This window comes from Mycobacterium sp. 012931 (assembly GCF_000419295.1).
Lineage (GTDB): Bacteria > Actinomycetota > Actinomycetes > Mycobacteriales > Mycobacteriaceae > Mycobacterium > Mycobacterium marinum.
Genome location: NZ_AOPX01000001.1, coordinates 3,067,431 through 3,092,203, shown reverse-complemented (window position 1 = coordinate 3,092,203; position 24,773 = coordinate 3,067,431). Strand labels below are relative to the sequence as shown.

Sequence of the window (24,773 nt, the reverse complement as noted above, 5' to 3'; positions counted from 1 at the left end):
GCTAGATTGGTGCCAAGTTGGGTTGGTCAGATTCCGACCAACCAGCATTTTTTGAGCCGGTCCGCAGGACTAATGGAGATTCCTCCGATCGGTGGACACGGGATTGCACCGGCAATATCTGATTAATGTCCGATTAGTGGACCCTATTTTGGATCACGCGGACGTAAAGCCTCTTGACATGACCGCATCACGGCTGGTCGGCTCGAACCCCAGAACCCCGTTCGGACGACTGGTAACCCAGGGTAGCTTCTACTCGGCGGGGATGCAGATGGGCAGCGGCGCCGTGGTTCTGCCGGTCATTTGTGCGCATCAGGGACTTACTTGGGTGGCCGGGCTGTTGTTTCCGGCATTCAGCATCGGCGCGATTCTGGGCAACTCGGTCTCCCCGTTGATTTTGCAGCGCTTCGGCCAGTACCGGCACTTGCTGATGGCCGCGATATCGGCGAGTGCCGCAACCCTGATCCTGGCCAACGCCGCAGTTCCCTGGACCGGCGCGCTGGTCGCCGCGGTTTTCTTCGTGACCGCGACCGCCAGCGGTGTCGTCGCCGGGGTTTCCGGTGTCGCCTACACCGACATGATCTCCAACAAGTTGTCCGTGTTGCGCCGCGGCGAGCTACTGCTCACCCAAGGGGCCTTCGGATCGCTGTTGGCCACCGGCGTCACGTTGGTGATTGTGCCGAGACTGGCCCACGGTGACGAGATGGCGCGCTACCACGATCTGCTCTGGCTGGGTGCCGCGAGCATGATTGTCGCCGGCGTTGCGGCGCTGTTCGTCGGTCCGATGCGGTCAGCGTCCAGCGCACCCACCGTCCGGTTGCCGCTGCGCGATATCTACCGTCAGGGCTTCGAGATCGCCCGCCGCGAGCCATGGTTCCGTCGGTATGCGACCACCTATCTGTTGTTCGCTCCCATCAGCCTGGGTACCACGTTCTTCAGCCTGCGCGCCGCCCAGTCGAGCGGCAGCCTGCACGTCCTGGTGATCCTTTCGAGCATCGCGTTGGTTATCGGTTCGCTGCTGTGGCGAGCGGTGAACCGCCGGTTCGGCGTGCGCGGCATGCTGTTGGGTAGCTCACTGTTCAGCATCGCCGCCGCGTTGGTGTGCATCGTCGCCGAGCTGTGCGGCCAGTGGACCCAGATGTGGGCATACGGCACGGCGTTCCTCCTGGCGACCGTCGCTGCCCAAACCGTGGTCGCGGCCTCCATTTCGTGGATCAGCATGTTTGCTCCCGAACAACACCGCGCGACGCTGATCTGCTTTGGAGCGACCTTGGCCGCGGTGGTGTCCACGCTGCTGGGAGCCGTACTGGGTGAACTCGCGCAGCGGCACGCAACCATCGGCCCAGTCCTCGTCTCGCTGACCTTGGCCATCATCGCCGCCGTCGCCAGCCTGCGCGCCCCGGGACTAAGCCAAACGATCGAAGCGCAGAGTCAGCTCGTCGAGAAGGCCCCGATGCGCCGGCTGAGTCGGGCCAGGCGGGGTGCACACCGCTTGGTCACCGGCACCGCTCCGGGGCTGGGTCTGGCACTGACCCGCCACACGGCGGCAGACCGCCGCGGCCGGTACCCAAGCCTGCGCCGGGCACATCGCCGGCCCGCGCCATCCCCGATCCGGCCGGGCTGCCACGCCAGCGCGCACCGGCCCGAGCCCGGCAACCTCGCAACAGTTCTAACTTAGCCGCGACATCCAGCCGTGGGTGTCGGCAAAAGTACCCCGCTGGATCCCGGTCAACGTGTCACGCAACGCCATCGTCACCTCGCCAGGTTGACCGTCGGCGATGGTGAACTCGCCGTCGCCGTACTTCACCCGCGAGACCGGGGTGATCACGGCTGCGGTACCGCACGCGAAAACCTCGGTGATCTCGCCTGCCGCCGCCTTCTTCTGCCACTCGGCGATGTCGATCTTGCGCTCCTCCACCGCGAATCCGGCGTCAAGCGCCAACTGCAGCAACGAATCCCGGGTGATGCCGGGCAGCAGCGAGCCGGATAGCTCTGGGGTTACCAGTCTGGCCGACCCCCCCTTGCCGAGCACGAAGAAGATGTTCATCCCACCCATCTCCTCGACGTAGCGCCGTTCCACGGAATCCAGCCACACCACCTGGTCGCAACCGTTCTCGGTGGCTTCGGCCTGAGCCAGCAGCGACGCGGCGTAGTTGCCGCCGAACTTGGCGGCGCCGGTTCCTCCGGGGCAAGCACGCACGTAGTCGGTCGACACCCAGACACTGACCGGATTGATACCGCCCTTGAAGTACGCGCCGGCCGGCGAGGCGATCAACAGGTACCGGTACTGCTTGGCCGGGCGCACCCCGAGTCCCGGCTCGGTGGCGATGATGAATGGCCGCAGGTAGAGCGCCTCCTCGCCACCGGCCGGCGACACCCAGACGTTATCGACGGCGATGAGTTGGGTCAGCGATTCGATGAACAGCTCTTCGGGCAGCTCGGGAATCGCCATCCGCCGGGCCGAGGAGCGCAAGCGCGCCGCATTGGCCCAGGCCCGAAACGACACAATCGAGCCGTCCGCCCAGCGATAGGCCTTGAGACCTTCGAAAACTTCCTGCGCGTAGTGCAACACGATCGCCGACGGGTCCAACTCGATCGGGCCGTAGCCGATGACCCGCGGATTGTGCCAGCCCACACCCTCGTCGAAATCGATCGACACCATGTGGTCGGTGTGATAGCGGCCGAAGCCGGGGTCAGCCAGAATTGATACGCGCTCAGCCTCGGTGGCCGGAGTTGTCGCGCGCGTCACGGTGAACTGTTGGGACCCCCTGGTCATGGCCACGATTGTATATCGCTGTGCCAACTGGTTTTTGCCACGTGATTGGGCGCCCTACCGCGTCTTGGCCTCGACGAAGGGCGGACGCACCACTTCGCACTCGACGGCACGGCCTCGCACGTCGACGGTGATTTGCTGGCCGTCTTCCACACCCGCGTCGGTGTCAATCAGCGCAAGCGCGATACCGATCTGCAAGGTTGGCGAGAATGTCCCCGATGTGGTGACCCCGACCGGGGTGGAGCCGTTGAGCACCGTCAGGCCCGGACGCAACACACCGCGGCCGACCATACGCAACCCCCGGAGCAAGCGGCGCGGGCCGGCCGCTTTCTCCGCCAACAACGCTTCCCGGCCAAAGAACGCGTCCTTCTTCCAGCCGATCGCCCACCCACATCGGGCCTGCAACGGCGAAATGTCGAGCGACAGTTCATGCCCGTGCAGGGGGTAGCCCATTTCGGTGCGCAGCGTGTCGCGCGCGCCCAGGCCGGCCGGCTCGCCGCCCACTTCGGAAACGGCGGCCGCCAGGGCGTCGAAGACCACGCCGGCGGACTCCCACGGCGGTAGCAGCTCATAGCCGTGCTCGCCGGTGTACCCGGTGCGGCAGACCCGAACCGATACCCCGTTGTACGACGAGTCGGCATAGCCCATGTAATCCATCTCAGTGGGCAGGCCGAGCGCGGCCAGCACCTCGGTCGAACGCGGCCCCTGCACCGCCAGCACCGCGTAGGAGCGATGCAGGTCGGTGATGGTCAAACCGCTCGGCGCCGCCGCCTGCAAGGCTGCGACCACCGCGGCGGTGTTGGCGGCGTTGGGCACCAGGAAGATTTCGTCGTCGGCAACGTAGTAGGCGATCAAGTCGTCAATCACGCCACCGGATTCGTTGCAGCACAAGGTGTATTGCGCCTTGCCCGGCCCGATGCGGCGTAGATCGTTGGTAAGCGCGGAGTTGACGAACTCCGCCGCACCCGGCCCGCGAACCAGTGCCTTACCGAGGTGGCTGACGTCGAACAAGCCGGCGGCGTTGCGGGTGGCATTGTGCTCGCTGACCGTCCCGGCGTAGGACACCGGCATCAGCCAGCCGCCGAATTCGGCGAAGCTTGCGCCCAGCGCGCGGTGGCGGTCTTCCAACGGTCCCTGCATCAACTCTGGCGCGTCACTCACGGCGTCTCACCCTAATCGGTCCGGCTGCTGGCACACTTGGGCAGGTGTCCGGTTCTCCCGACCCCCTCGACTTCGAGGCGCTCGAAGCTGCCGGAATCGCTAACCCCCGGGAGCGGGCCGATCTGATCAAGTACCTCGATGACCTTGGCTTCACCCTCGAGGAAATGGCCGAGGCCGAACGGCGGGGACGGCTATTCGGCCTCGCCGGCGATGTCCTGCAATGGCCAGGCCCCCCGATCTACACCCTGACGGCCGCCGGCGAGCAACTCGGGCTATCTGCCGACGACATCGCTCACATCTGGGCCCTGCTAGGTCTCACCGTCGCCGGTCCCGACGTACCCACCCTGAGCCAGGCCGACGTCGATGCGCTGGCAACCTGGCTCGCCGTGAAATCGGTGGTGGGTGAGGACGGCGCGTTCGGGCTGTTGCGGGTGCTCGGCGCGGCCATGGCCCGGCTGGCCTAGGCCGAATCGACGATGATCCGCGCGGGGACACCGGACATCCAAATGACGTACACCAATGACGAACTGGCCACGGCGCAGGCCTACCGCGCGGTCGCCGAGTTTGTCCCCCGCATCGGCACCCTGACCGACATCGTGCACCGCCATCACCTGACCAGCGCCCGGACTCACTTCGAAGGCGTCACTCGTGATGCATCGGCCAGCGTGGTGTGCGGCATCGGTTTTGCCGATCTGTCGAGCTTCACGGTATTGACCCAAACGCTGACGCCGACGGAGCTACAGGGCCTGCTCAACGAGTTTGGCGCGGCCGTAGCCGACGTGGTGCACGCCGACGGGGGCCGGGTGGTGAAGTTCATCGGTGACGCGGTGATGTGGGTTAGTTCGACACCACAACGGCTCGCGCAGGCGGCGGTCGACCTGGTCCACCACCCCAGAGCACGCGAAGAAGGATTGCAGGTGCGGGCCGGACTTGCCTACGGCACCGCACTGGCCATCAACGGGGACTACTTCGGCACGCCGGTCAACTTGGCCGCGCGTCTGGTGGCGGCCGCGGCGCCGGGACAAGTCCTCGCCGATGCGGCGTTGCATGACCAACTGCCGGATTGGCCCACGATCCCCCAGGGCCCATTGACGCTCAAGGGATTTGACGACCCGGTGAATGCATTCGAACTGCAAGGCAGCGCCGATCGACCAGACGGTGGGCAAGCAGGCCCGCGCTGCGGCGACTAGGGTGATTGCCCGTGACCGCCGAATCGGGTGACCAAATCCCCACCGTCCATGTCGCCACCTCGTTGCCGAAGCGTGGTGTGAGTTCATCCGTGCTGATCGTGCCGGTCGTCTCGACCGGCGACGATGAGCAGTCCGGCGAGCGGCCAGGCGCCGTCGTCGCCTCCGCGGAGCCATTCCTGAGCGCGGATGCGATCGCCGAGATCGAGGCGGGCCTGCGGGCCCTGGACGCTACCGGCGCCAGTGACCAGGTGCACCGGCTCGTGGTGTCGTCGCTTCCGGTGAGCAGCGTGCTGACGGTGGGCCTGGGCAAACCCCGCTATGAGTGGACACCGGACGCGGTGCGTCGTGCCGCCGGCGCTGCCGCGCGTGCGCTCGGCACTGCGAAGGCAGTGGTGACCACGTTGGCGGACTTGCCCGGCGACGGTGTCTGCGCCGCGGCCGTCGAGGGTCTGATCCTGGGCAGCTATCGGTTCAGCGCCTTCCGTAGCGCCAAGACGGCACCCAAAGATGCCGGGCTGCACAAGATCACCGTGCTGACGACGGCCAAAGACGCCCGGAAGCACTGCGCGCACGGTGCAGCCGTGGCAACCGCCGTCGCCACCGCCCGCGACCTGGTGAACACGCCGCCCAGCCACCTCTATCCCGCCGAGTTGGCGCGACGGGCCAAAGTTCTGGGCGAGTCGGTCGGACTCGAAGTCCAAGTGCTCGACGAGAAGGCACTGCAAAAAGCCGGATACGGCGGGCTGGTCGGTGTCGGTCAGGGCTCGTCCCGCCCGCCGCGGCTGGTGCGGTTGACCCACCGGGGATCGCGGCTGGCCAAGAACCCCAGACGGGCCAAGAAGGTCACCCTGGTCGGCAAGGGAGTGACCTTTGATACCGGCGGGATCTCGATCAAGCCGGCCGCGTCGATGCATTACATGACCTCGGACATGGGTGGCGCGGCCGCGGTGATCGCGACCGTCGCGCTGGCGGCCCAGCTGGAGTTGCCGATCGACGTGATCGCCACGGTGCCGATCGCCGAAAACATGCCTTCGGCCACGGCACAGCGGCCCGGCGACGTGCTGACGCAGTACGGCGGAACCACGGTCGAGGTGCTCAACACCGACGCGGAGGGCCGGCTGATCCTGGCCGATGCCATCGTTCGGGCGTGTGAGGACAACCCGGACTATCTGATCGAGACCTCGACGTTGACCGGAGCCCAGACCGTGGCCTTGGGTGCGCGTATCCCCGGAGTCATGGGCAGCGACGAGTTCCGCGACCGGGTCGCGGCGATCTCCCAACAGGTGGGTGAGAACGGTTGGCCCATGCCGCTGCCGGACGAACTCAAGGACGACCTGAAATCCACGGTGGCCGACCTGGCCAATGTCAGTGGGCAGCGCTTTGCCGGCATGTTGGTCGCTGGGGTGTTCTTGCGGGAGTTCGTCGCCGATGCGGTGGACTGGGCACATATCGATGTGGCCGGCCCGGCGTACAACACCGGTAGCGCCTGGGGCTACACGCCCAAGGGAGCCACCGGCGTGCCGACCCGCACCATGTTCGCGGTGCTCGAGGACATCGCGGCTAACGGCTGAACCCGCAGCGCGAAGATCGCGAAACTCCTGCCACCGCAAATACCGCCGGTTTAGCCAAGGAGCACAGCGGTTAGTCCGGTCACCGACGGCGATACTGCGGCCCATGGCCGGACTGTGACTGTGCGACGGTTGATCATCGCCGTAGCCGCCGTGCTCTTGGTGGCTGGCGCGATTGGGCTGTTGGTGCCGGTGACGGCATCCAAGGGCGACGGCGGCTCCGTGTCTTGCGGCAGCGGCCTGGTGGCTGACCTGTCCGCAGCGGGGACGCAAACAACAGCAATGGCGCCAACATACCGATCCCCAACCAGGTCATCCCGCACACCGACGTCGTCGCGCAATGTCAGTCGGCGGTGTCCAGCAGGGGCATGTGGGCGATACCGCTGGCGGTCATCGGGGCCGGCGGAATAGCCGGCGCGGTGCTCGCGCGGCGGTCCGAAGGTGCAGCGGCGAGCGTCTGACGCGTCAGATGACCCGCATGCGTGCGGTGCTTCGCAGCGCCGGGGGCAGCACTCGGGAGATGCCGTAGAGCGCGTAGGCCTCCGGAGCTACCGGCCGGATCGGCTTGTTCTTCTTGACGGCGGACACAATCGCTTTGGCGACCTTGTCCGGCCCATAGCTGCGTAGCGCAAACATCTTGTCGATCTGTCCACGCCGGCCGTCCAGTTGGTCGCCGCCTTTGCCGGGCGGCGCGTCGAAGCGGGTGGTGTTGACGATATTGGTGTTGATGACGCCGGGACAGATGGTGGTCAGGCCGACATCGGCCGCATCGAGTTCGGCACGCAGACAGTCCGAGAACATGAACGTCGCCGCCTTTGAGGTGCAGTAGGCGCTCAATGACTGCAGCGGGGCGTATGCGGCCATCGACGACACATTGACGATGTGGCCTCCGGTACCGCGCTCAACCAGACGCTGACCAAAGGCTCGGCAGCCGTTGACCACACCACCCAGGTTGACGTCGAGCACCCGGTCGAACTGCTCTGCGGGAGTGTCCAAGAACCTCCCCGCCTGGCCGACGCCGGCGTTGTTGACGACGATATCGGGCAGCCCGTGCGTGGCGCTGACCTGATCCGCGAACGCCTCGACCGCCTCGGTGTCGGATACATCGAGCACATAGGGGTGGGCAACACCACCGCGCGCGGCGATTTCGGCGGCGGTGTCCTTCACGGTGGCCTCGTCGATGTCGCTGAGCACAACTTCGGCGCCCTCGCGCGCGAACGCGAGGGCGGTTTCCCGGCCAATTCCGCTGCCCGCCCCGGTGACCGCCACCAGGGTGTCACCGAAGTACTTGCGGGGACGGCCAACCTGGGCCCGCAGCAGAGCGCGGCTCGGCGGCTTGCCGTCAACCAGGTCGGCGAAGTCGTGCACCGCTGCCGCCATCACCTGCGGATGCGACATCGGCGAAAAATGACCTGCTTTGATGTCGCGGCGCCACAACCGCGGCACCCAGCGCGCGGTTTCGTCGTACCCGTAGGGCCGCACGTAGGGGTCCTTGGTGTTGACGATGAGTTGCACCGGCACGTCGATGACCGGCACGCCGCGTGTGCGCGACTGCCGAGAAAAGGCCCGAAAGTAGTTAGCCGGATAGGTCTTCACCGAGTTGGCGGCATCGCTGGCCAAGTTGTCGGAATGGTGAATCTGGTCGAGGGGAAGGTTGTCGACCATGTTGCGCCGAACCGAGGCACGCGACAGCGTCGCCCGCAACACCAGCGGGGCCAACACCGGCACCGAGAACAGCGCCATGTAGCTCAACCGCAGCGCCTGGGTGAGTGCGCGAGCAAAGGTTTTTGGCCGCCACGGCTGGCGCAGACCGCCGAATATGTAGTTGACCAGCTGGTCCTGGCTCGGGCCGGACACCGACGTGAACGACGCGACCCGATCGGCCGCGCCGGAGCGGGTCAAGTAGTCCCAAATCGCCACCGAACCCCAGTCGTGACCCAGTACGTGTACCGGCTGGCCGGGGCTGAGCGCTTCGATGACGGCGGCGAAGTCGTCGGCCAAACACGCTGTGGTGTAGGCAGAAACGGCCTTGGGGGCCGACGACAGGCCGACACCGCGATTGTCATAGCGCAGAATCCGGAACCGTTCGGCCAAACGCGGAACGACCCCGTCCCACAACACGTGAGAGTCGGGAAAACCGTGCACGAGCACCACCGTCGGGCCGTCGGGGTTGCCCTCTTCATAGACAGCGATCCGCACGCCACCAGCGCTGTCGACGAACTGCTGGGGTGCTTGTTTTGTTGCCGGCATCGGACCTCCGCCCACCTGCGACTTGTTATGCCAATCAGTCGCCACACCGTAGCAAGCGCCATACACAAGCCCCGCGGGCCAAGCGCCACGCCCTGGGTGCGAGCCGACCAAGCGACAGTGACAGGATAGGTTTCGAGATCAACTTGGGTTCCGTACCTGGTGCACGACTGTGTGGTAAGCCAGAGGTCGGCCTATGCCTACCGACGACCGATCTAGGAGTCAAAAACGATGGCCTTCTCAGTCCAGATGCCGGCACTCGGTGAGAGCGTCACCGAGGGAACCGTCACCCGGTGGCTCAAGCAGGAGGGCGACACCGTCGAGATCGACGAGCCACTGGTTGAGGTTTCTACCGACAAGGTCGACACCGAAATTCCCTCGCCGGCCGCCGGCGTGCTGACCAAGATCGTCGCCAAGGAGGACGACACGGTCGAGGTCGGCGGTGAGCTCGCCATCATCGGCGATGCGGCCGAGAGTGGCGGCGGCGATGCGCCGTCCCAACCGGAGCCCGAGGCCGAGCCCGCCGCGGCGGCTCAGCCCGAACCGGAGGCCGAGCCCGAGCCGCAACCCGAAGCCAAACCCCAATCCGGAGGCTCGTCGGCTGCTGGTGGCGACGCGACCCCGGTGCTAATGCCCGAACTGGGCGAGTCGGTGGCGGAGGGCACCGTAACTCGCTGGCTGAAGAAGGTCGGGGATTCGGTTCAGGTCGATGAAGCGCTGGTGGAGGTGTCTACCGACAAGGTGGACACCGAGATCCCGTCACCGGTGGCCGGCGTCCTGCTCAGCATCACCGCCGAGGAGGACGACGTCGTCCAGGTCGGCGGCGAGTTGGCACGGATCGGCTCCGGATCTGCGGCCGCCGCACCGCCCGAGTCCAAGCCGGCCCCCGCCCCCGAGGCGGCCCCCGAAACCAAGGCCGCTCCTGAGCCCAAGGCGGCTCCCGAGCCCAAGCCTGCGCCCGCGGCAACGCCGCAGCCCGCGGCCGCCCCGGCACCAAGTGCGGGCGACGGCACCCCCTACGTGACTCCCCTGGTCCGAAAACTGGCCGAGGAGAACAACATCGACCTCGACTCGGTGACCGGCACCGGTGTCGGCGATCGCATCCGCAAGCAAGACGTATTGGCCGCTGCCGAGAAGAAGAAAGAGCGACTAGAGGCCAAGCCAGCGGCTGCTCAGGCTTCGGCTCCCGCCTCGCCTTCGAAGGCGGCAGCCCCGGCTGCGGCCGCGGCGCTGGCACACCTGCGGGGCACCAAGCAGAAGGCCAGCCGGATTCGGCAGATCACCGCGATCAAGACCCGCGAATCCCTGCAGGCAACCGCGCAGCTCACTCAGACCCATGAGGTCGACATGACCAGGATCGTGGCGCTGCGGGCCCGGGCCAAGGGGTCCTTTGCCGAGCGGGAGGGTGTGAACCTGACCTTCTTGCCGTTCATCGCCCGTGCCGTGATCGACGCCCTCAAGATCCACCCGAACATCAACGCCAGCTACAACGAGGAAACCAAGGAGATCACCTACTACGACGCCGAGCACCTCGGGTTCGCCGTCGACACCGACCAGGGCCTGCTCTCCCCCGTGATCCACAACGCCGGCGATCTGTCGTTGGCCGGGCTGGCACGGGCGATCGCCGACATCGCCGCCCGCGCTCGATCGGGCAACCTCAAGCCCGACGAGTTGTCCGGCGGCACCTTTACCATCACCAACATCGGCAGCCAGGGCGCCTTGTTCGATACCCCGATTCTAGTGCCGCCGCAGGCCGCCATGTTGGGTACCGGGGCGATCGTGAAACGACCGCGAGTGGTCGTCGACGACACCGGCAACGAATCGATCGGCGTCCGCTCCGTGTGCTACCACCCGCTGACCTACGATCACCGCCTGGTCGATGGTGCTGATGCGGGACGTTTCCTCACCACCATCAAGCACCGCCTCGAAGAGGGAGCTTTCGAGGCCGACCTGGGGCTCTGAGAGCGTGGGCAAAGCCGTTGTCGCCATAGCGGGTTCGTCTGGATTGATCGGCTCGGCGTTGGCAGCGGCACTACGCGCGGCCGATCACCGCGTGCTTCGGATCGTGCGCCGAACTCCGGCCAATTCCGAAGAGCTGCACTGGAACCCCGAAAGCGGCGAGTTCGATCCCGACGCACTCACCGATGTCGACGTCGTCATCAACCTGTGTGGCGTCGGCATCGGCCGCCGCCGCTGGTCAGGCGCCTTCAAACAGAGCCTGCGCGATAGCCGGATCACACCCACCGAAGTGCTCTCCAGCGCCGTCGCCGACGCCGGCGTGCCCACCTTGATCAACGCCAGCGCGGTGGGCTACTACGGGGACACCCGCGACCGGGTGGTCGACGAAAACGACCCAGCCGGAATGGGATTTCTCGCCCAGCTGTGCGTGGACTGGGAAGCCGCCACGCTACCCGCCCAATACGCCGGCACCCGGGTCGTATTGGCGCGCACCGGCCTGGTGCTGGCCCCGACGGGAGGCACCCTACGCCCGTTGCGCCCGGCGTTCTCAGTGGGACTCGGCGCCCGGCTGGGCAACGGCCGCCAGTACATGGCATGGATCAGCCTCGAAGACGAGGTGCGCGCGCTGCTGTTCGCCATCTCCAACCCGACGTTGTCAGGCCCGGTCAACATGGCTGGGCCCGCGCCGGTAACCAATGCCGAATTCACCACCGCCTTCGGACGCGCGTTAAACCGCCCAACCCCGTTGATGCTGCCCGGTTTCGCGGCGCGCGCCGCCCTCGGCGAGTTCGCCGACGAAGGCCTGCTGATAGGCCAACGCGCCATCCCCACCGCACTCGAGCAAGCCGGTTTCCAGTTTCACCACAACACAATTGGTGAAGCGTTGAGTTACGCCACAGCACGCCGCGACCAGATCTAGCACAACTCCGGACACCGCGAGCATGCTCGGCGGAACCCGCCACCAGGGCGGGCCAGGCGCCAAGTCGCCCCACCGACTACTGCGCAAACGGACCGATCGGCCCCTGCGCGTCATGCCGAAGACACACAACCAGCTCAACAGCAGGGCTAAAGGGAAGTGCGGCGGATATAGGCGCGAATGGCGATAGGGGCCAATAGTGCGGTCAGAACTATCGAATAGATCAGCGTGGACAATGCCGGATGATGCAGTGGCAATTGCGCGCTTGGCGGCGCCATTGGCTCATCGATGGTGAGCTTGCGCAATGCCAGCGCCAAGGATGAGAGCGGATTCCATTCGGCAATCACGCGCAGCGCGTGCGGCATAGGCTGTGTTGGCACAAAGCAGCCCGATATGGAAATAATTGGCAGCGTTATCAAGAACACCGCAGCACCAACTACCTCCACAGTCCTGACCATCAAGCCAACCACCATGCCCAGCCACATAAACCCGACACCGAAAACTAGTACCAGCACAAAGCCAGCACAGCATCGGCCAGGCTGCCGTGCATCCGCCACCCAATGAGCATGCCACTAATACCGATCAGAATGTATACGATCGCCGCGTAGAGCAGCGAGACCAGGCCGCGCGCGATCAACGGCGCGGAATTAGATATTGGAAGCGAACGGAATCTGATAAAGACGTCATTTTCGACATCCGCAGAGATCGCCGCCCCCACAAGTATTATTGTCGCTACTATCGCCTGCGCCTGGATACCCGGCAGGGCTCCGGCGTTCCCTGTCCTCCACCCCAACCACACCCCCACCTACACCAACCACCTCAAAAACTTCCTCCACTGACACACACAAATCACCCAAGAAGAGTTCAGCGGAGCCGGTCTGCCCCGGCAAGCTTGCCGAGCCACCGGCCGCCCCTCACTACCGACGCATCCGGACGTGATGCCCACGCGCCGTTGTGCGCATACACCTGGCGGCACCAGCCGCGACAGCTGCCGTTACATCAGTGCGCGCGCGCCTTCCCGACGCAGCTTGCCCGACGTCGTCTTCGGCAAGCTACCCGGAGCCAGCAACCGCACCTCACGCGGCGCATGACCGACGTGACTGCTGACGCGCGCTGCGATCGCTCGTCGCAGTTGGGTCAGCTCAGATTCGTCGAACCGATCGTAGACTTCGGCCAGTACCGCGAAACCTTCGCGATCGGTGTCCAGCCGCAGGGCCGCTACGCATCCTTTGCGTACGCCCTCGACACTTGCGGCGGCACGTTCGATGTCGTGGGGATAGAGATTTCGGCCAGCCAGCACGATCATGTCCTTGGCACGACCGCAGACATAAAGCCGTCCCAGCTCATCGAGATAGCCGAGATCTCCCGTATCAAACCAGCCCGCGTCGTCGACCAACGGTATGGTGCCGTCCACGGTGACGTAGCGCTTACCGATCGAGGGACTGCAGAGTTCGATGACGCCTACCTTTCTGGCGTCTTGCAGCTGCCCATCTCTGGTGATGCGGATTTGCATGTCGGGAATGGGCAGCCCAACGCAAACCACAGGTTGCGCGCCCTGGGCATCTGCGGCGACAGGTTTTGCGAAATGATCTTCCGAAAGACGCTGCCGGGAAACGTAATCCACGACGGCCGGCGCGCCGAATGCACCAGCCGAAACCGTTAGCGCGGCTTCCGCTAGCCCATAGAATGGCGTTGGCACGCCCGAACCCATACCGAACCGCGCCCCCACGGTCGCCAAGTTCTCCAGATCACGGTGATCGATCGGCTCAGCTCCGTTGACCGCCACGCGAAGGGCCGACAGATTGATCGATTCTGGGTCGGCCCGTTCGAGCACGCGCGCCAACACCGAATACGCGAAGTTGGGCCCGGCGGTGACATTGGCCCGGAACTTGCTCAGCATCTCGGCCCAGACGATGGGTCTGCGCAGGAACTCGTCAGTTCGGATCACCACCACCGTGTTTCCCGTTTTCATCGGTATGCAGATGAACCCGACCATCCCCATGTCGTGACACAGCGGTAGCCAGCTGGCCATCACCGTATCGACGGTGATACCGACTGCCTGACATGACGCGTCGATGTTCGCGACAAGATTGCCGTGGCTGATTTCCACCGCCTTCGGGATCCCGGTCGATCCCGAGGTGAGTTGGCGCATCGCGATGTCGTTGTCGTTGGTATCCACAACAGCGGCTGGACCCGTGCCACGCAAGGAGCCCACAGCGCAGACAAGGAGTCCCTCCGCGGCCAGAGCATCCGCGGCCATCTCAAACGGATCACCCACGACCACCAGCGCGGCACCTAGCATCCGGCATGCACGTACGGTATCGGCGATCCACACCGCGAGATCACTCCGCGGAGTCGGCTGCTGCAGCATTGTCAGTGCGGCACCACGAAGCCACAGTGCCTGAGCCAGCGGCGCCACATCGCAGGCCTCCGCCGCCAGCACCGCGACGGTGTCGCCACAACCAATCCCCCTGGCTGCCAAACTGTTTGACATGCCATGGGCCTGTTCCTCAACCGCACGCAAAGTTATCTCTCGGGGAGCATCGACCGAACCGACATAAAGAGCGTTCGGGGAAGACTCGGCAGCGGCACCAATTTCACGGACCAACCTACTACTCAAGACAAAAACTCCTTTACTCGGCAAACGTTATCGACACAGGCCGCATCGCCACATAACGCGCGATTCCCCACCCCACCGCTTACCCGGCGGATCCGATCGGTGGACGCAACACCGGCCAGCCCAATCTAACGAGCAACAGAAACACCACTACACTCCCGAAAGCGACACCACCATTCAGAACCCGACACTCACACACCCGCAATCGCAACAAACCATACGAGCGCAACTTCACTCTCCCGCGACAAAACCCAGCACGGCTTGCCCGCACAACAACTTTCCCAAATATTCACTCTTAGTAACGGCCCTGAACCTCGGAGTAGCCACGATTTCTTCAGCGGGCCTAGGATGCGTCCGCGCACCTCGCGATCTGTGTCAAAATTCGCCGGATATCAGATGCGCAGCCATCGCACGGATCGTCGGATAGTCTCAGACGATGGTCGCATCTGCCTCGATACCGTGCTCACGCTGAAGATCAGCACATAAAGACAGACTCATAGCCGAGTCAATTCCACATTCAGGCAACGGAAGATCAACGTCAACCGAGCCCGGAGACATGTTGAGGTACAGGCCGACTTTTCCAATCAACCAATCTGCGAGCTGCCGCTCGTCCAATTCACCACTGTCGATATTAGACAATCCCGCCCCAATCATCGTTGCCGAGGCGACCATTCCGATAGCACTGGCCGCGGACAAGCCACCAACGCCCAGCGTCGCACCGACAAATCCAACACAACTCAAATCTTCGATCGATTGCCGCGCTACGCTTGCGTGGCAATCGACGCGTCCTCCATCATCAAGCCCGGCTTCCACGCCATCGCTTAATCCGACAATTTCCGGCAACTAATGAATACGTTGCCACAACGCTAATCAGACAACTCGATTATCCGGTGTCTACTATGGCAGTGCATTCAGGAGTTTTATGATACTACGGATTCGCCAAAGAATCCTCGTTACCAAACTTCCAAGCCGCCCGCCGATGGGATCAAAGCGTATCCGTTTCTGCCGGTGTCCGGCCCCGGGCCAGCGACGATGTCAGCCCGACTCATCGGCCACCCGTAGCGGATGCTGACCACCGAGATTGCTGGCCTCAAAACCGAAATCACCGAACACATCACGATGCTCGCTCCCGTCGCTGCGCGTGACCTGACTGGCGACACTGCCCGAGGCGGAGATCGTCGACGAGACAACTCCTCATCGGCTTCGGTCCAAGGACAGCACCGCCTGCCAAAGGGAGCTTTCGAGGCCAACCTGGGGCTCCGAGAGCGTGGGCAAAGCCGTTGCCGCCATTACGGGTTCGTCCGGCTTGATCGGCTCGGCGTTGGCAGCGGCACTACGCGTGGCCGATCACCGCGTGCTTCGGATCGTCCACCGAGCACCAGCCAATTCCGAAGAGCTGCACTGGAGCCCCGAGAGCGGCGAGTTCGATCGTGACGCACTCGCCGATGTCGACGTCGTCATCAGTTCCACCACAACATAATTGGTGAAGCGTTGAGCCACGCCACAGCCCACCGCGACCAGATCTAGCACAACTCCGAACACCGCGAGCACGCTCGGCGGAACCCACCAACAGGGCGGGCTACCGCCAAGCCGCCCAATCAACTACGCCAACACCCGCGGAAAATCGATCTCGGTGCCCGCAACGTTGTTGAAGTAGTTGGTCAACACGTTAAGCGCCACATGACCGAGGACCTCGGCGATCTCGGCGTCGCTGACTCCAGCATGACGCACCGCGGCAAGCTCGGACTCATCGATCCGGCCGCGCTGCTCATTGACCGCCACGGCGAACGCGAGAATGGCCGCCACCTTTGGGTCGTCCGCGTCGCCCTTGCGTGCTGCCGCCGCCTGCTCGGCGCCCAGACCCGCCAGTCTCTGTCCGGTGTAGGTATGCGCCGACAAGCAGTACGAGCAGGTATTGGACTGGGCGATGGCAATTGCCAGGCGCTCACGGGTGGACCTGGGCAAAGTGCCGCCATCGAGGCTTCCGGCAAGCCCGAGATAGCCATGCAGAAGTGCGGGGCTATTGGCCATCGCGCGAGTCAGATTGGGGACCGAACCCAACGCTTGCTTCACCGCCGCAAGCGCTGTCGCCTGTTCGGGTGTTGCGTCGGCCTCAGTCACGAGGGGCAGAGTGCTCACTATTCCTCCATAGGTGTCGATTTGTTTCCGGCCCGCCGCCGCAAGCACGACGGGTACTGCTTGGACACCGACAACCCCTGCGGCGTTACACCGCAGGCGCAAGGTTCTGTCGGCGGAGTGAGGATTCAACACCAGTGACGGTACCCAAACGAACCATCGTCGATGATCGATGGGCAACCGAAAGCGATCTGATCGCTGCTTTGCAGGCCGGCGACGGGCAATCGTTTCGCGCCCTGGTCGAAACACTTCACGCACCGCTGGTCAGGCTGGCCAGCATCTATGTATCGCGGGCGACAGCCGAGGACGCGGTCCAGAACGCGTGGGTCTCGGCGGTGCGCTCCATCGGCAAGTTCGAAGGTCGGGCCAGCATTCGAACCTGGATGTTCCGGGTCGTGCTCAACCAGGTGAACACGCTGGCCCGTAAGGAAGCCAATACGGTGCCCTTCGCGAACGCCGGACCCGAGGTCGACCCACGTCCATCCGTCGATCCCGAGCGGCTGATCGATCCCGAACTAGGACCCAACCATTGGCGTGATGTGCCGGTCCGATGGGACCTACTGCCCGAGCAGAGACTGTTGTCGGCAGAGGTTCGCTCCGTGGTAGTCGAAGCGCTGCAGAAGCTGCCCGGCGCTCAACGCGAGGTGGTAGCGATGCGCGATCTCGAGGGGTGGTCGAGCGAGGAAACCTTTGAGGCATTGGGCATTTCAGCGGTCAATCAGCGGGTCCTGCTGCACCGTGGCCGCACCGCCCTGCGCGCAATACTGGAGGAGTATTTCCATGACCACTGATGGCGACTTCATCTCCAACGAACTACGTATTACCTGCTCGGACGCGGTGGCTCTGGTGACCGACTATCTCGAGGATGCGCTCGACGAGTCTGACCTGGACCGGTTCGAACAGCACACCAGAGGGTGCCAGGCGTGCCGCGTCTATGTGGACCAGATCCGGCGCACTATCCGAATCGCCGCAACCACGCGAGATGAGTCGGTAGAGGTGCGGCCGGCCAACTTCGACGCGTTGCTGGCCGAGTTCGACCGCCTCGGTCGGGATTCAACGTTGTAGCGTGGCCCCCGCTGTGCGGTGACCGGGTTCGCGGATCTCGCCGACTGCCACGGTCACCCCGCGATTGTGGTCCCGGCCGTCAACTGACGGTGAAACGTCGTTCAATCCAGCCGCCTCGGTGCGGGGGATCCAGCCTGGGCGGGATTTGTCCGGACCACCGAGGGGCGGACCGTTCGCCATCTCCAAAGTGCGCTGGCATCGGTGAGCGGTTCGCCGGCCGGGCGATCACGCCGCAGCGCCGAGCATCCACTGATGGATGTGCTCCAGAACGGAGTTCTAATCACGCTATGGTCCAACGGCTTTGACTGCTGCGACCGGCAGCGCCGCGGCGCGCGGCCGACCCAGATGGAGTTGGTCCGCACCCGCCCGCCGGGGGCCTCACTTCCCGGTGGACCACGGGGCATCATCGTTGCTGTGCGCCAAAAATTTAATTGGTTGACGACGGCCCTGCAACGCCCCAAATCGTGTAATCTTCGCTCTCGGTACGCATCCCTGTGGCCAGCTAAATGAACAAACGGAGACGCGCGTGGCATCCTCGATTTTCCACGAGATGAAAAAGGAAGGGCCGCTCTACGCGCTCTTTCTGAACTGCACCCTGAAAAAGGGCCCGGAAGTATCGAATACCGAAGCATTGTGCAATCTGCTTATCGACCGGCTCAAGGCCCACGAGCCCGACATCGAGACCGAGATAGTCCGAGTCGTCGACTACGACGTCAAGCCGGGAGTCGGCAATGACGAGGGGGACGGCGACGAGTGGCCGCTGATCCTGGAAAAGGTCAAGCGTGCCAACATCATCGTGCCCGCCATGCCGATCTGGATGGGTGTGCGATCGTCGGTCATGCAGCGAGTGATCGAGCGCCTCGACGGCACCACGAAGACGGTGATGTGCGAAAAAACCGGGCAGTTCCCGCTCTACGGGTCGGTGGCCGGCATCGTGGTGACGGGCAATGAGGACGGCAGCCACGATTGTGTGGCCAACACTTTCGGTAACCTGCTGCACTTCGGGGCGACGGTGCCACCCAACACCGATCTGTATTGGGTCGGTGACGCAGGTCCGGGCGCGAGCTATATCGAGGCCGGCGGCGAGCTGTCGCCCTATGTGCGCCGCAATGCCGAGCTGACCGCCACCAATCTGCTTCTCGCGGCAAAGCTGTTGCGGGAGAACCCATATTCCGTCAACATCGCGCAGCTGAACGCACAGATGATGGAACGCAACAAGGTCAAGATGGCTGCGATGAAGCTTGCGATCGACTACATGCGTGCGAACATGCCGGACTGATCTTCTATCCCTGGGAGATAAGGGAATTTGCCATGCAGCCGTCCGGAGATCCGGTTCCAAGCGTCGGCGAGGCCGAGGCGACGGGTGAAATTGCCGAGCTCTACGCGGACATCCGCGAGACGCTTGGAATGTCATTCGTCAATCTGATCTGGCGCAACATCGCGTCCATTCCGGGTGGGTTGCGCTGAACCTGGGAAACGATGAAACCGCTCTACACCAACGGCGCGGTGTACGGGCAGGCGGACGCCTTGCGCGAGGCGCAGGATCTGCCGACAGTCCCCCGGTTCAGCCGGGCCGCCCTGCGGTCGGTGGGCATCAACGCTGAGGGTGAGTCGGCGATCCGTGCCGCGCTGATCGGCTACGACCGCGGCAATCCGCTCAACATCGTTTCCTTTTCGGCCATCATGGCGCGATTGGACGGACAAGGCCAACCGGCCGCTCCCCCGGCCCAGCAACCGCCGCGGCACGGCGCCGGCACGCCCGCCCCGACGAGGTTGAATTTCGATCAGATGCCCTCACACGTGGCCGAGATGGTGCGCACGGTCAACTTGATCGGCGCCCGCGGCAAGGCCAAAGACGTGCAGGTCAGCCTGCCGCGAAACCTGGCGCACTGGCCAGGCTTCTTGGTGCTCTACTACGCCGCGTTGCGCCCGCTGCACGATGACGGGTCACTGCTGACGGCGATCGACGCGGTGCTCGCCGACGGCCGACGCCGGGGGGTCACGGTCAGTGGTGCACTCGGGCCGACCGAGCCGCCTGACCCCGAAATCGCGGCAGCAGTGAAGGATTCGCTGGAAAACCTGGTCCCCAACGCGATGGGGCGGATGATTCCGGTGGTGAGCCTATTGCTGAACATGATGCCCACCGAATAGCCGCTTTCGAATAGAAGGGTAGGACGAAGTCATGCAGCTGACCGAACTGGTGGATAGCCTCGGGGTCGCCGACGTCGTCGACGCCATGATGATGACCTATGCGCATCGCGCCCACATCATCGAACTTGACAGCCCAGACCCGGACCGAGTGCTCGTCGGCCCCGCGGTCACCATTTCCTTTCTGCCGGTACGCAAGGACCTGATGGACCCGGAGAAGCACAGCCTCGGTCCGGCGATCTACCGTGCCGTCGCCAAACATGACCCTGCCGGCGCCGTGCTGGTGATGGCATCCAACGGCTACCACCAGACTTCACTCGGCGGCGGCACCAAGCTCAGTCGGGTCGAAAACCTCGGCATGGCAGGCATTCTCGCTGACGGCATGCTGCGTGATTTCGAGGAGCTGAGCACCTACAACTTCGCGACCTACTGTCACGGGGAAACGGCGCGCGGGGGCGGTAACGAGATCCAGCCCTACCTGGCCGACGTTCCGGTAGCGATCGGCGGCGTCACCGTGGTTCCCGGCGATGTGATCTTCGCCAAGGGTTCGACGGCCGTGGTGATCCCCGGCGATCAGGCCGAGGCAATCCTGACCAAGACACACAACATCATGAAGAAGATGGACCAGGTCAAGGAAAGCCTGAAATCCGAAGATCCCGAGACGGTGCTGCGTCAGGGCAGCGGTGAACTCTGATGGCGCCGTCGAACACCAGCGAACAGATCGTCGCGGCGCTTGCGGCCGAGGGCGTGGAGTACGTGTTCGGGATCCCGGGCGATGAGAACCTGCATTTCATGGAGGCGCTGCGCAACGACGGGCGGATCAAGTTCATCCTGTTCCGCCACGAGCAGGCGGCGGGCTTTGCGGCCGCCGCCTATGGGCGCCTCACCGGCAAGCTGGCTGTCGCGATGTCAACACTTGGCGCGGGCGCGATGAACCTGACCACCCCGGTGGCCCACGCCTATCTGACGGCCATGCCCATGCTCGTCATCACCGGCCAAAAGGCGGCGCGCGACAACCGCATGGGGCAGTATCAAATTGTCGACGTCGTCGATGTGATGCGGCCCATCACCAAGTTCGCCGCCAAGATCCCGTCCGGACCAATGGCCGGATCGTTGCTGCGCCAGGCGATGATGTCGGCGCTGGGTGAGCGTCAGGGGCCCGCGCACCTGGAACTTCCCGACGACGTGGCCAGAGAAACCGAACTCGGGCCACTGGTCCCATGCTGGCACGGCGACATTCCGGTAGCCACGCAGGACAGCATTGAGACCGCGGCCCGGTTGATCCGTGACGCCCGCCGGCCGCTGATCATGGTCGGCGGCGGCACCCGCGCCAATCGGCCCGCGGTGGCGGCGGCGGTGCGCGCGCTCATCGAGAAGACCCAGATCCCCTTCGTGGCAACCATGATGGGCAAGGGCGTCGCCAACGAGGACGATCCACGCTATCTCAGTTGTTCGATCATGCCGGGTGACTATCCCAACTGCGCCATCACGACGGCGGATGTCATTCTCAACGTTGGTCACGACGTCCTGGAGAAGCCGACCTTCTTCATGCAACCCTACGACGGGCGCACGGTCATCCACCTCAATCCGTTCGCCGCCCAGGGCGACAACAGCTACTTCCCACAGGCGCAGGTCGTCGGCGACATGGCAGACGCGCTGCACCGGCTGACCGAGCAACTCTGCCCCAATCCGGCGTGGGACCACGTTGGCTTCCACCGACTCGCAAAGGCGATGCAGGACAGCATCAAACGCGCCTCGACCGACACGTCTTTCCCGGCCAAACAGGGGTACCTGATCGCCACGCTGCGTGACTTCATGGCCGACGATGACATTCTGTCGCTCGACAACGGCATCCACATGATGTGGGCGACCCGCAACTTCAACGCGCGCCAGCCCAACACGATGCTGATCGACCATGCGCTGGGGTCCATGGGCATCAGCCTGCCCGCCGCGATCGCCGCCAAGCTGGTTCATCCCGATCGCAAGGTGGTGGTGGTGACCGGTGACGGCGGATTCGCCATGAACAGTCAAGACCTGGAAACGGCGGTTCGCCTCGGGCTGGATCTGATCATCGTCGTGTTCAACGACAATGGTCTGGGCATGATCGCCCTCAAGCAGATGTCCGATGGCTTCGGCAGGTACGGGGTGGACTTCACCAATCCGGATTTTGTCGGCTTCGCCCACAGTTACGGGGCGACGGGTCACCGGTTGGATGATCCAGCCCGGTTCCGCGAGGTGCTCGATCAGGCCGCCGCGGCCGGCGGTGTCCACATCATCGATGCGCCGGTGGACCCACAGCAGAACATGGCGCTGATGATGGAGATGCGTTCGGTGGACTGCGAAAAGCTGCTGGCCGGCAGCCAACGATAGCGGGCAGCCACGCCGGCGTGCTGGCTAGCTGTCGGCAGCCGCGTCGAGTTGGCCCCCAGCGGCGGTGGTCTCCGGTGACACCGTCGGCTGCCGCCAGGGCCATCGACCCGTCATCTCGACGGTGAGCGAGATGCTCAGAAAGGTCCTGATCGCCACGACACCGGCTAGCGCGGCAACGCTTTCCCCGTTGGGAGTCACCAGGATCGTGTTGATGATGTCGCCGGCCACCAGCAGCTCCAGGCCGATCAGGATGGATCGCCCGAGATTTTGCCGGAACTCCCGATAGGCGCGGTCCGGCCTGCGCGGCAGGTGGGCGACGAAGAGCCCCGATGAGACCACCGCGCCCAGCATGATCACCGCGACGCCCATGCCGTCGATGGCCATGCCTATCCGACTGACAGTTTCGATGAAGCTCATTACACGCAGGGTATCGCTGTAGCCCGGTGTTGTGACAGCACATCAACTACCCACGCGGTCCGCCGAATTCCTGCCGCGCCGAATCACGTTCGGCACCTGACGGAATCGCCGATCAGAACATGTGACGTCTTGGTGCGCGACGCAATCCGGGGCCCAGGGCGGTCCGGGGTATGTTCACCGGCCGGTGATGCGCCTCGCTCACCCGGGACCGGGGGTGCCGACGCCCACCGTCGCAACACGGTGCACCGCCATCGTCGGCCCGTCCCGGCCGAGGCGCCACGCACATGCCGGCGGCCTGCATCATCTGAAAGTAGCTGCCGCGCCGGGCCACCAGCTGTCGGTGAGTCCCCTGTTCGACGACCCGCCCTGCCTCCATGACGAGGATCGCGTCGGCGTCGCGGATCGTCGACAGACGGTGGGCGATAACGAAACAGGTTCGGCCACGCCGAAGTTCGATCATCGCTTGCTGAATCAGGGCCTCGGTGCCCGGGTCGACCGAACTGGTGGCCTCGTCGAGGATGAGAAATTGCGGACCCGCCAGAAATGCCCGAGCGATGGTGATCAGCTGCTTTTCGCCGGCGCTGAGGTTGCCGCCGTCCTCGCTCACCCAGGTGTCGTAGCCGTCACGCATGCCACAGACGAACTCGTCCAGATGTGCCGCCTTGGCCGCCGCGATGATCTCCTCGCGGCTGGCTTCGGGCCGTCCGTAGCCGATGTTTTCGGCGATGGTGCCGGCCAGCAGCCAGGTGTCCTGCAGGACCATGCCGATCCGAGAGCGCAGCGAATCGCGGTCGACGGTGCCGATGTCCACTCCATCGATCAGGATCCGTCCGGAGTCCACCTCGTGGAACCGCATCAACAGATTCACCAGCGTGCTCTTGCCCGCCCCGGTGGGCCCAACGATCGCGACCGTCTTGCCCGCCTCGGCCACCAGGGACAGATCCTCGAGCACCGGCCTGCCCGGCTGGTAGCCAAAGTTGACCTGGTCGAATTCGACCCGGCCACCCCCAGCACCGACTGCGGGCAACTCGAGGCCCGGGTCGTCTTGCTGTTCAGGCGCATCGAGCAGCTCGAAAACCCTTTCCGCGGAAGCAAACCCGGCCTGCAACACGTCGTACCTGGTCGCGACGTCGGTCACCGGCTGGTTGAACTGGCGCACGTACTGGATGAATGCCTCGATGGTGCCGAGGCTGAGGCTGCCCGACGTCACCTACAGTGCGCCCACCACCGCCACCACCAGGTAGCCCAGATTGCCGACGAACGTGGTGGCCGGAGAGATCAGCCCCGAGATGAACTGCGCACCCGAGCTGGTGCGGTAGACATCGTCGTTGATCTGCGCAAATTGTTCGCGCACGGGTGTCTGATGGCCGAAAGCCTGGACCACGGCAAGCCCGCTGTAGATCTCTTCGACCGCCGCGTTGAGCCGACCGATATCGGCGGCCCGGGCCACCCGTAGTTGCTTGGAGCGCTGCAGGAGGAAGCGACTCGCCAGCACCGATATCGGCACGGTGACCATCGTGAGCACCGCCAGGAGCGGGGAAATGGTCACCATCATCACCAGTACCGCCAGCACGGTCAGCACCGTGGTGGGCAGCGCGCTCGCGGTCTGCTTCAGAGCCATCTGAACGGTATCGATGTCGTTGGTGACCCGGCTGAGCAGCTCGCCGTGCCGGTGCGCGTCGACATAGGACAGTGGGAGCCGGTGCAGCTTCTCCTCGAGCTCGGTGCGCAGGCGCTCCATCATTTTCTGGATTGCGATCTTCAGCAGCTGGGCTTGGACCGAGACCAGCAATGCGGAAACGCAGAACAGGGCCGCGGCCACCAGCAGGGTGTGGGCGATGGCGGTGAAGTCGATACCCACGCCCGGCACCACGTCCATCGTGGACAACAGGTGCGCGACGGTGCCGTCGCCCCGCGCGTATGCCGCCGACACCGCCTGCTCCTTGGTCGTGCCGGCGGGCAGCTGACGACCCATCATCCCGGCGAACAGCAGATCGGTGGCGTGCCCGAGCAGCCGTGGCGCAATCACATCGATCGCGGCGCCCGCGATGGCCAGCACGACGACGGCGGCCATCAGGCCCCGACTGGCCAGCAGCCGTTTGCACAGAAGTGCGGCGGTCCCGGCGCGCCGTGCCGGTACGGCGGCACACCCCCGCCGGAACCGGGGCCAATGTTGGTGGCCGATCACTGTCACGTCCCTCCCCAGCTC

At 64.6% G+C, this 24,773-nt stretch carries 20 protein-coding genes and 4 pseudogenes; 14 read left to right on the top strand and 10 right to left on the bottom strand.

Annotated features, from left to right (window positions below; translation table 11 throughout):
* The first annotated feature begins 178 nt into the window (after positions 1 to 178).
* Positions 179 to 1,675: an MFS transporter gene (locus tag MMSP_RS13665; RefSeq protein WP_020787095.1), complete on the top strand. Its 1,497-nt coding sequence runs from the start codon at positions 179 to 181 to the stop codon at positions 1,673 to 1,675.
* On the opposite strand, the gene MMSP_RS13660 is transcribed toward MMSP_RS13665, so the two are convergent.
* A complete protein-coding gene (locus MMSP_RS13660) occupies positions 1,667 to 2,773 on the bottom strand; it encodes a branched-chain amino acid aminotransferase (protein WP_036426498.1) in 1,107 nt (368 codons plus the stop codon). The two genes, MMSP_RS13665 and MMSP_RS13660, sit on opposite strands and share 9 nt — an antisense overlap.
* Before the next feature lie 54 nt (positions 2,774 to 2,827).
* On the bottom strand, positions 2,828 to 3,931 hold the full coding sequence (gene gcvT / locus MMSP_RS13655) for a glycine cleavage system aminomethyltransferase GcvT (protein WP_015356180.1): 1,104 nt from the start codon (positions 3,929 to 3,931) through the stop codon (positions 2,828 to 2,830).
* A 44-nt stretch (positions 3,932 to 3,975) separates the two neighbouring features.
* Between gcvT and MMSP_RS13650 the strand changes: the two are divergent.
* The 3 genes and pseudogenes from MMSP_RS13650 (at position 3,976) to MMSP_RS28495 (ending at position 7,150) form a co-directional block, all read left to right on the top strand.
* Positions 3,976 to 5,121: pseudogene (locus MMSP_RS13650) on the top strand (adenylate/guanylate cyclase domain-containing protein).
* An 11-nt stretch (positions 5,122 to 5,132) separates the two neighbouring features.
* The gene (locus MMSP_RS13645) at positions 5,133 to 6,692 is read left to right on the top strand and encodes a leucyl aminopeptidase (protein WP_020787091.1); all 1,560 of its coding nucleotides are present in this window, start codon (positions 5,133 to 5,135) and stop codon (positions 6,690 to 6,692) included.
* Positions 6,693 to 6,806: 114 nt separating this feature from the next.
* Positions 6,807 to 7,150 (top strand): annotated as a pseudogene (locus MMSP_RS28495) (aminopeptidase).
* A 4-nt stretch (positions 7,151 to 7,154) separates the two neighbouring features.
* Here the strand turns inward: MMSP_RS28495 and MMSP_RS13640 are convergent.
* On the bottom strand, positions 7,155 to 8,939 hold the full coding sequence (locus MMSP_RS13640; protein WP_020787090.1) for an SDR family oxidoreductase: 1,785 nt from the start codon (positions 8,937 to 8,939) through the stop codon (positions 7,155 to 7,157).
* Between the two features lie 228 nt (positions 8,940 to 9,167).
* Between MMSP_RS13640 and sucB the strand changes: the two genes are divergently transcribed.
* Together sucB and MMSP_RS13630 are read left to right on the top strand one after the other, a co-directional pair.
* Positions 9,168 to 10,898 carry a 2-oxoglutarate dehydrogenase, E2 component, dihydrolipoamide succinyltransferase gene (gene sucB / locus MMSP_RS13635; RefSeq protein WP_020787089.1) on the top strand — a complete coding sequence of 577 codons (1,731 nt, stop codon included), beginning with the start codon at positions 9,168 to 9,170 and terminating at the stop codon, positions 10,896 to 10,898.
* A gap of 4 nt (positions 10,899 to 10,902) precedes the next feature.
* Positions 10,903 to 11,814 (top strand): TIGR01777 family oxidoreductase, encoded by a 912-nt coding sequence (locus MMSP_RS13630; protein ID WP_020787088.1) that lies wholly within the window; start codon positions 10,903 to 10,905, stop codon positions 11,812 to 11,814.
* Between the two features lie 146 nt (positions 11,815 to 11,960).
* Here MMSP_RS13630 and MMSP_RS28490 read toward each other — a convergent pair whose 3' ends face one another.
* From MMSP_RS28490 to MMSP_RS26005, 4 genes are all read right to left on the bottom strand, one after another.
* Positions 11,961 to 12,296: an ABC transporter permease gene (locus tag MMSP_RS28490; RefSeq protein WP_235065746.1), complete on the bottom strand. Its 336-nt coding sequence runs from the start codon at positions 12,294 to 12,296 to the stop codon at positions 11,961 to 11,963.
* 17 nt (positions 12,297 to 12,313) lie between these two features.
* Complete coding sequence (locus MMSP_RS28485) at positions 12,314 to 12,529, bottom strand: hypothetical protein (protein WP_020787086.1); 216 nt, start codon at positions 12,527 to 12,529, stop codon at positions 12,314 to 12,316.
* Between the two features lie 276 nt (positions 12,530 to 12,805).
* On the bottom strand, positions 12,806 to 14,419 hold the full coding sequence (locus MMSP_RS13615) for a fatty acyl-AMP ligase (protein ID WP_020787085.1): 1,614 nt from the start codon (positions 14,417 to 14,419) through the stop codon (positions 12,806 to 12,808).
* Between the two features lie 438 nt (positions 14,420 to 14,857).
* Positions 14,858 to 15,271, bottom strand: a complete 414-nt coding sequence (locus MMSP_RS26005) for an acyl carrier protein (RefSeq protein ID WP_223161185.1) — start codon at positions 15,269 to 15,271, stop codon at positions 14,858 to 14,860.
* Between the two features lie 424 nt (positions 15,272 to 15,695).
* Between MMSP_RS26005 and MMSP_RS13605 the strand changes: the two are divergent.
* Positions 15,696 to 15,893: pseudogene (locus MMSP_RS13605) on the top strand (NAD-dependent epimerase/dehydratase family protein); the annotation flags it as partial.
* Between the two features lie 137 nt (positions 15,894 to 16,030).
* Here MMSP_RS13605 and MMSP_RS13600 read toward each other — a convergent pair.
* Positions 16,031 to 16,549 carry a carboxymuconolactone decarboxylase family protein gene (locus MMSP_RS13600; protein ID WP_020787082.1) on the bottom strand — a complete coding sequence of 173 codons (519 nt, stop codon included), beginning with the start codon at positions 16,547 to 16,549 and terminating at the stop codon, positions 16,031 to 16,033.
* Between the two features lie 152 nt (positions 16,550 to 16,701).
* On the opposite strand from MMSP_RS13600, the gene MMSP_RS13595 reads away from it, so the two are divergent.
* From MMSP_RS13595 to MMSP_RS13570, 7 genes are all read left to right on the top strand, one after another.
* Complete coding sequence (locus MMSP_RS13595; RefSeq protein ID WP_020787081.1) at positions 16,702 to 17,355, top strand: RNA polymerase sigma factor; 654 nt, start codon at positions 16,702 to 16,704, stop codon at positions 17,353 to 17,355.
* Positions 17,345 to 17,629, top strand: coding sequence for a zf-HC2 domain-containing protein (locus MMSP_RS13590; protein ID WP_015356190.1), 285 nt, complete (start codon positions 17,345 to 17,347; stop codon positions 17,627 to 17,629). The genes MMSP_RS13595 and MMSP_RS13590 overlap by 11 nt, the downstream gene beginning before the upstream one ends.
* Positions 17,630 to 18,155: 526 nt before the next feature.
* Positions 18,156 to 18,908, top strand: coding sequence for a flavodoxin family protein (locus MMSP_RS13585; protein ID WP_020787079.1), 753 nt, complete (start codon positions 18,156 to 18,158; stop codon positions 18,906 to 18,908).
* A 32-nt stretch (positions 18,909 to 18,940) separates the two neighbouring features.
* Positions 18,941 to 19,096, top strand: a complete 156-nt coding sequence (locus MMSP_RS28480; protein ID WP_020787078.1) for a hypothetical protein — start codon at positions 18,941 to 18,943, stop codon at positions 19,094 to 19,096.
* Positions 19,097 to 19,108: 12 nt separating this feature from the next.
* Positions 19,109 to 19,780: a hypothetical protein gene (locus MMSP_RS13580; protein ID WP_020787077.1), complete on the top strand. Its 672-nt coding sequence runs from the start codon at positions 19,109 to 19,111 to the stop codon at positions 19,778 to 19,780.
* A gap of 31 nt (positions 19,781 to 19,811) precedes the next feature.
* Positions 19,812 to 20,471 carry an RraA family protein gene (locus MMSP_RS13575; RefSeq protein ID WP_020787076.1) on the top strand — a complete coding sequence of 220 codons (660 nt, stop codon included), beginning with the start codon at positions 19,812 to 19,814 and terminating at the stop codon, positions 20,469 to 20,471.
* Positions 20,471 to 22,147, top strand: a complete 1,677-nt coding sequence (locus tag MMSP_RS13570) for an acetolactate synthase large subunit (RefSeq protein WP_020787075.1) — start codon at positions 20,471 to 20,473, stop codon at positions 22,145 to 22,147. Before MMSP_RS13575 ends, MMSP_RS13570 begins: the two co-directional genes overlap by 1 nt.
* A gap of 24 nt (positions 22,148 to 22,171) precedes the next feature.
* Here the strand turns inward: MMSP_RS13570 and MMSP_RS13565 are convergent, their stop codons facing one another.
* Positions 22,172 to 22,564, bottom strand: coding sequence for a DUF1622 domain-containing protein (locus MMSP_RS13565; RefSeq protein ID WP_012394938.1), 393 nt, complete (start codon positions 22,562 to 22,564; stop codon positions 22,172 to 22,174).
* 112 nt (positions 22,565 to 22,676) lie between these two features.
* A pseudogene (locus tag MMSP_RS13560) lies at positions 22,677 to 24,752 on the bottom strand (ABC transporter ATP-binding protein).
* Positions 24,753 to 24,773 lie beyond the last annotated feature (21 nt).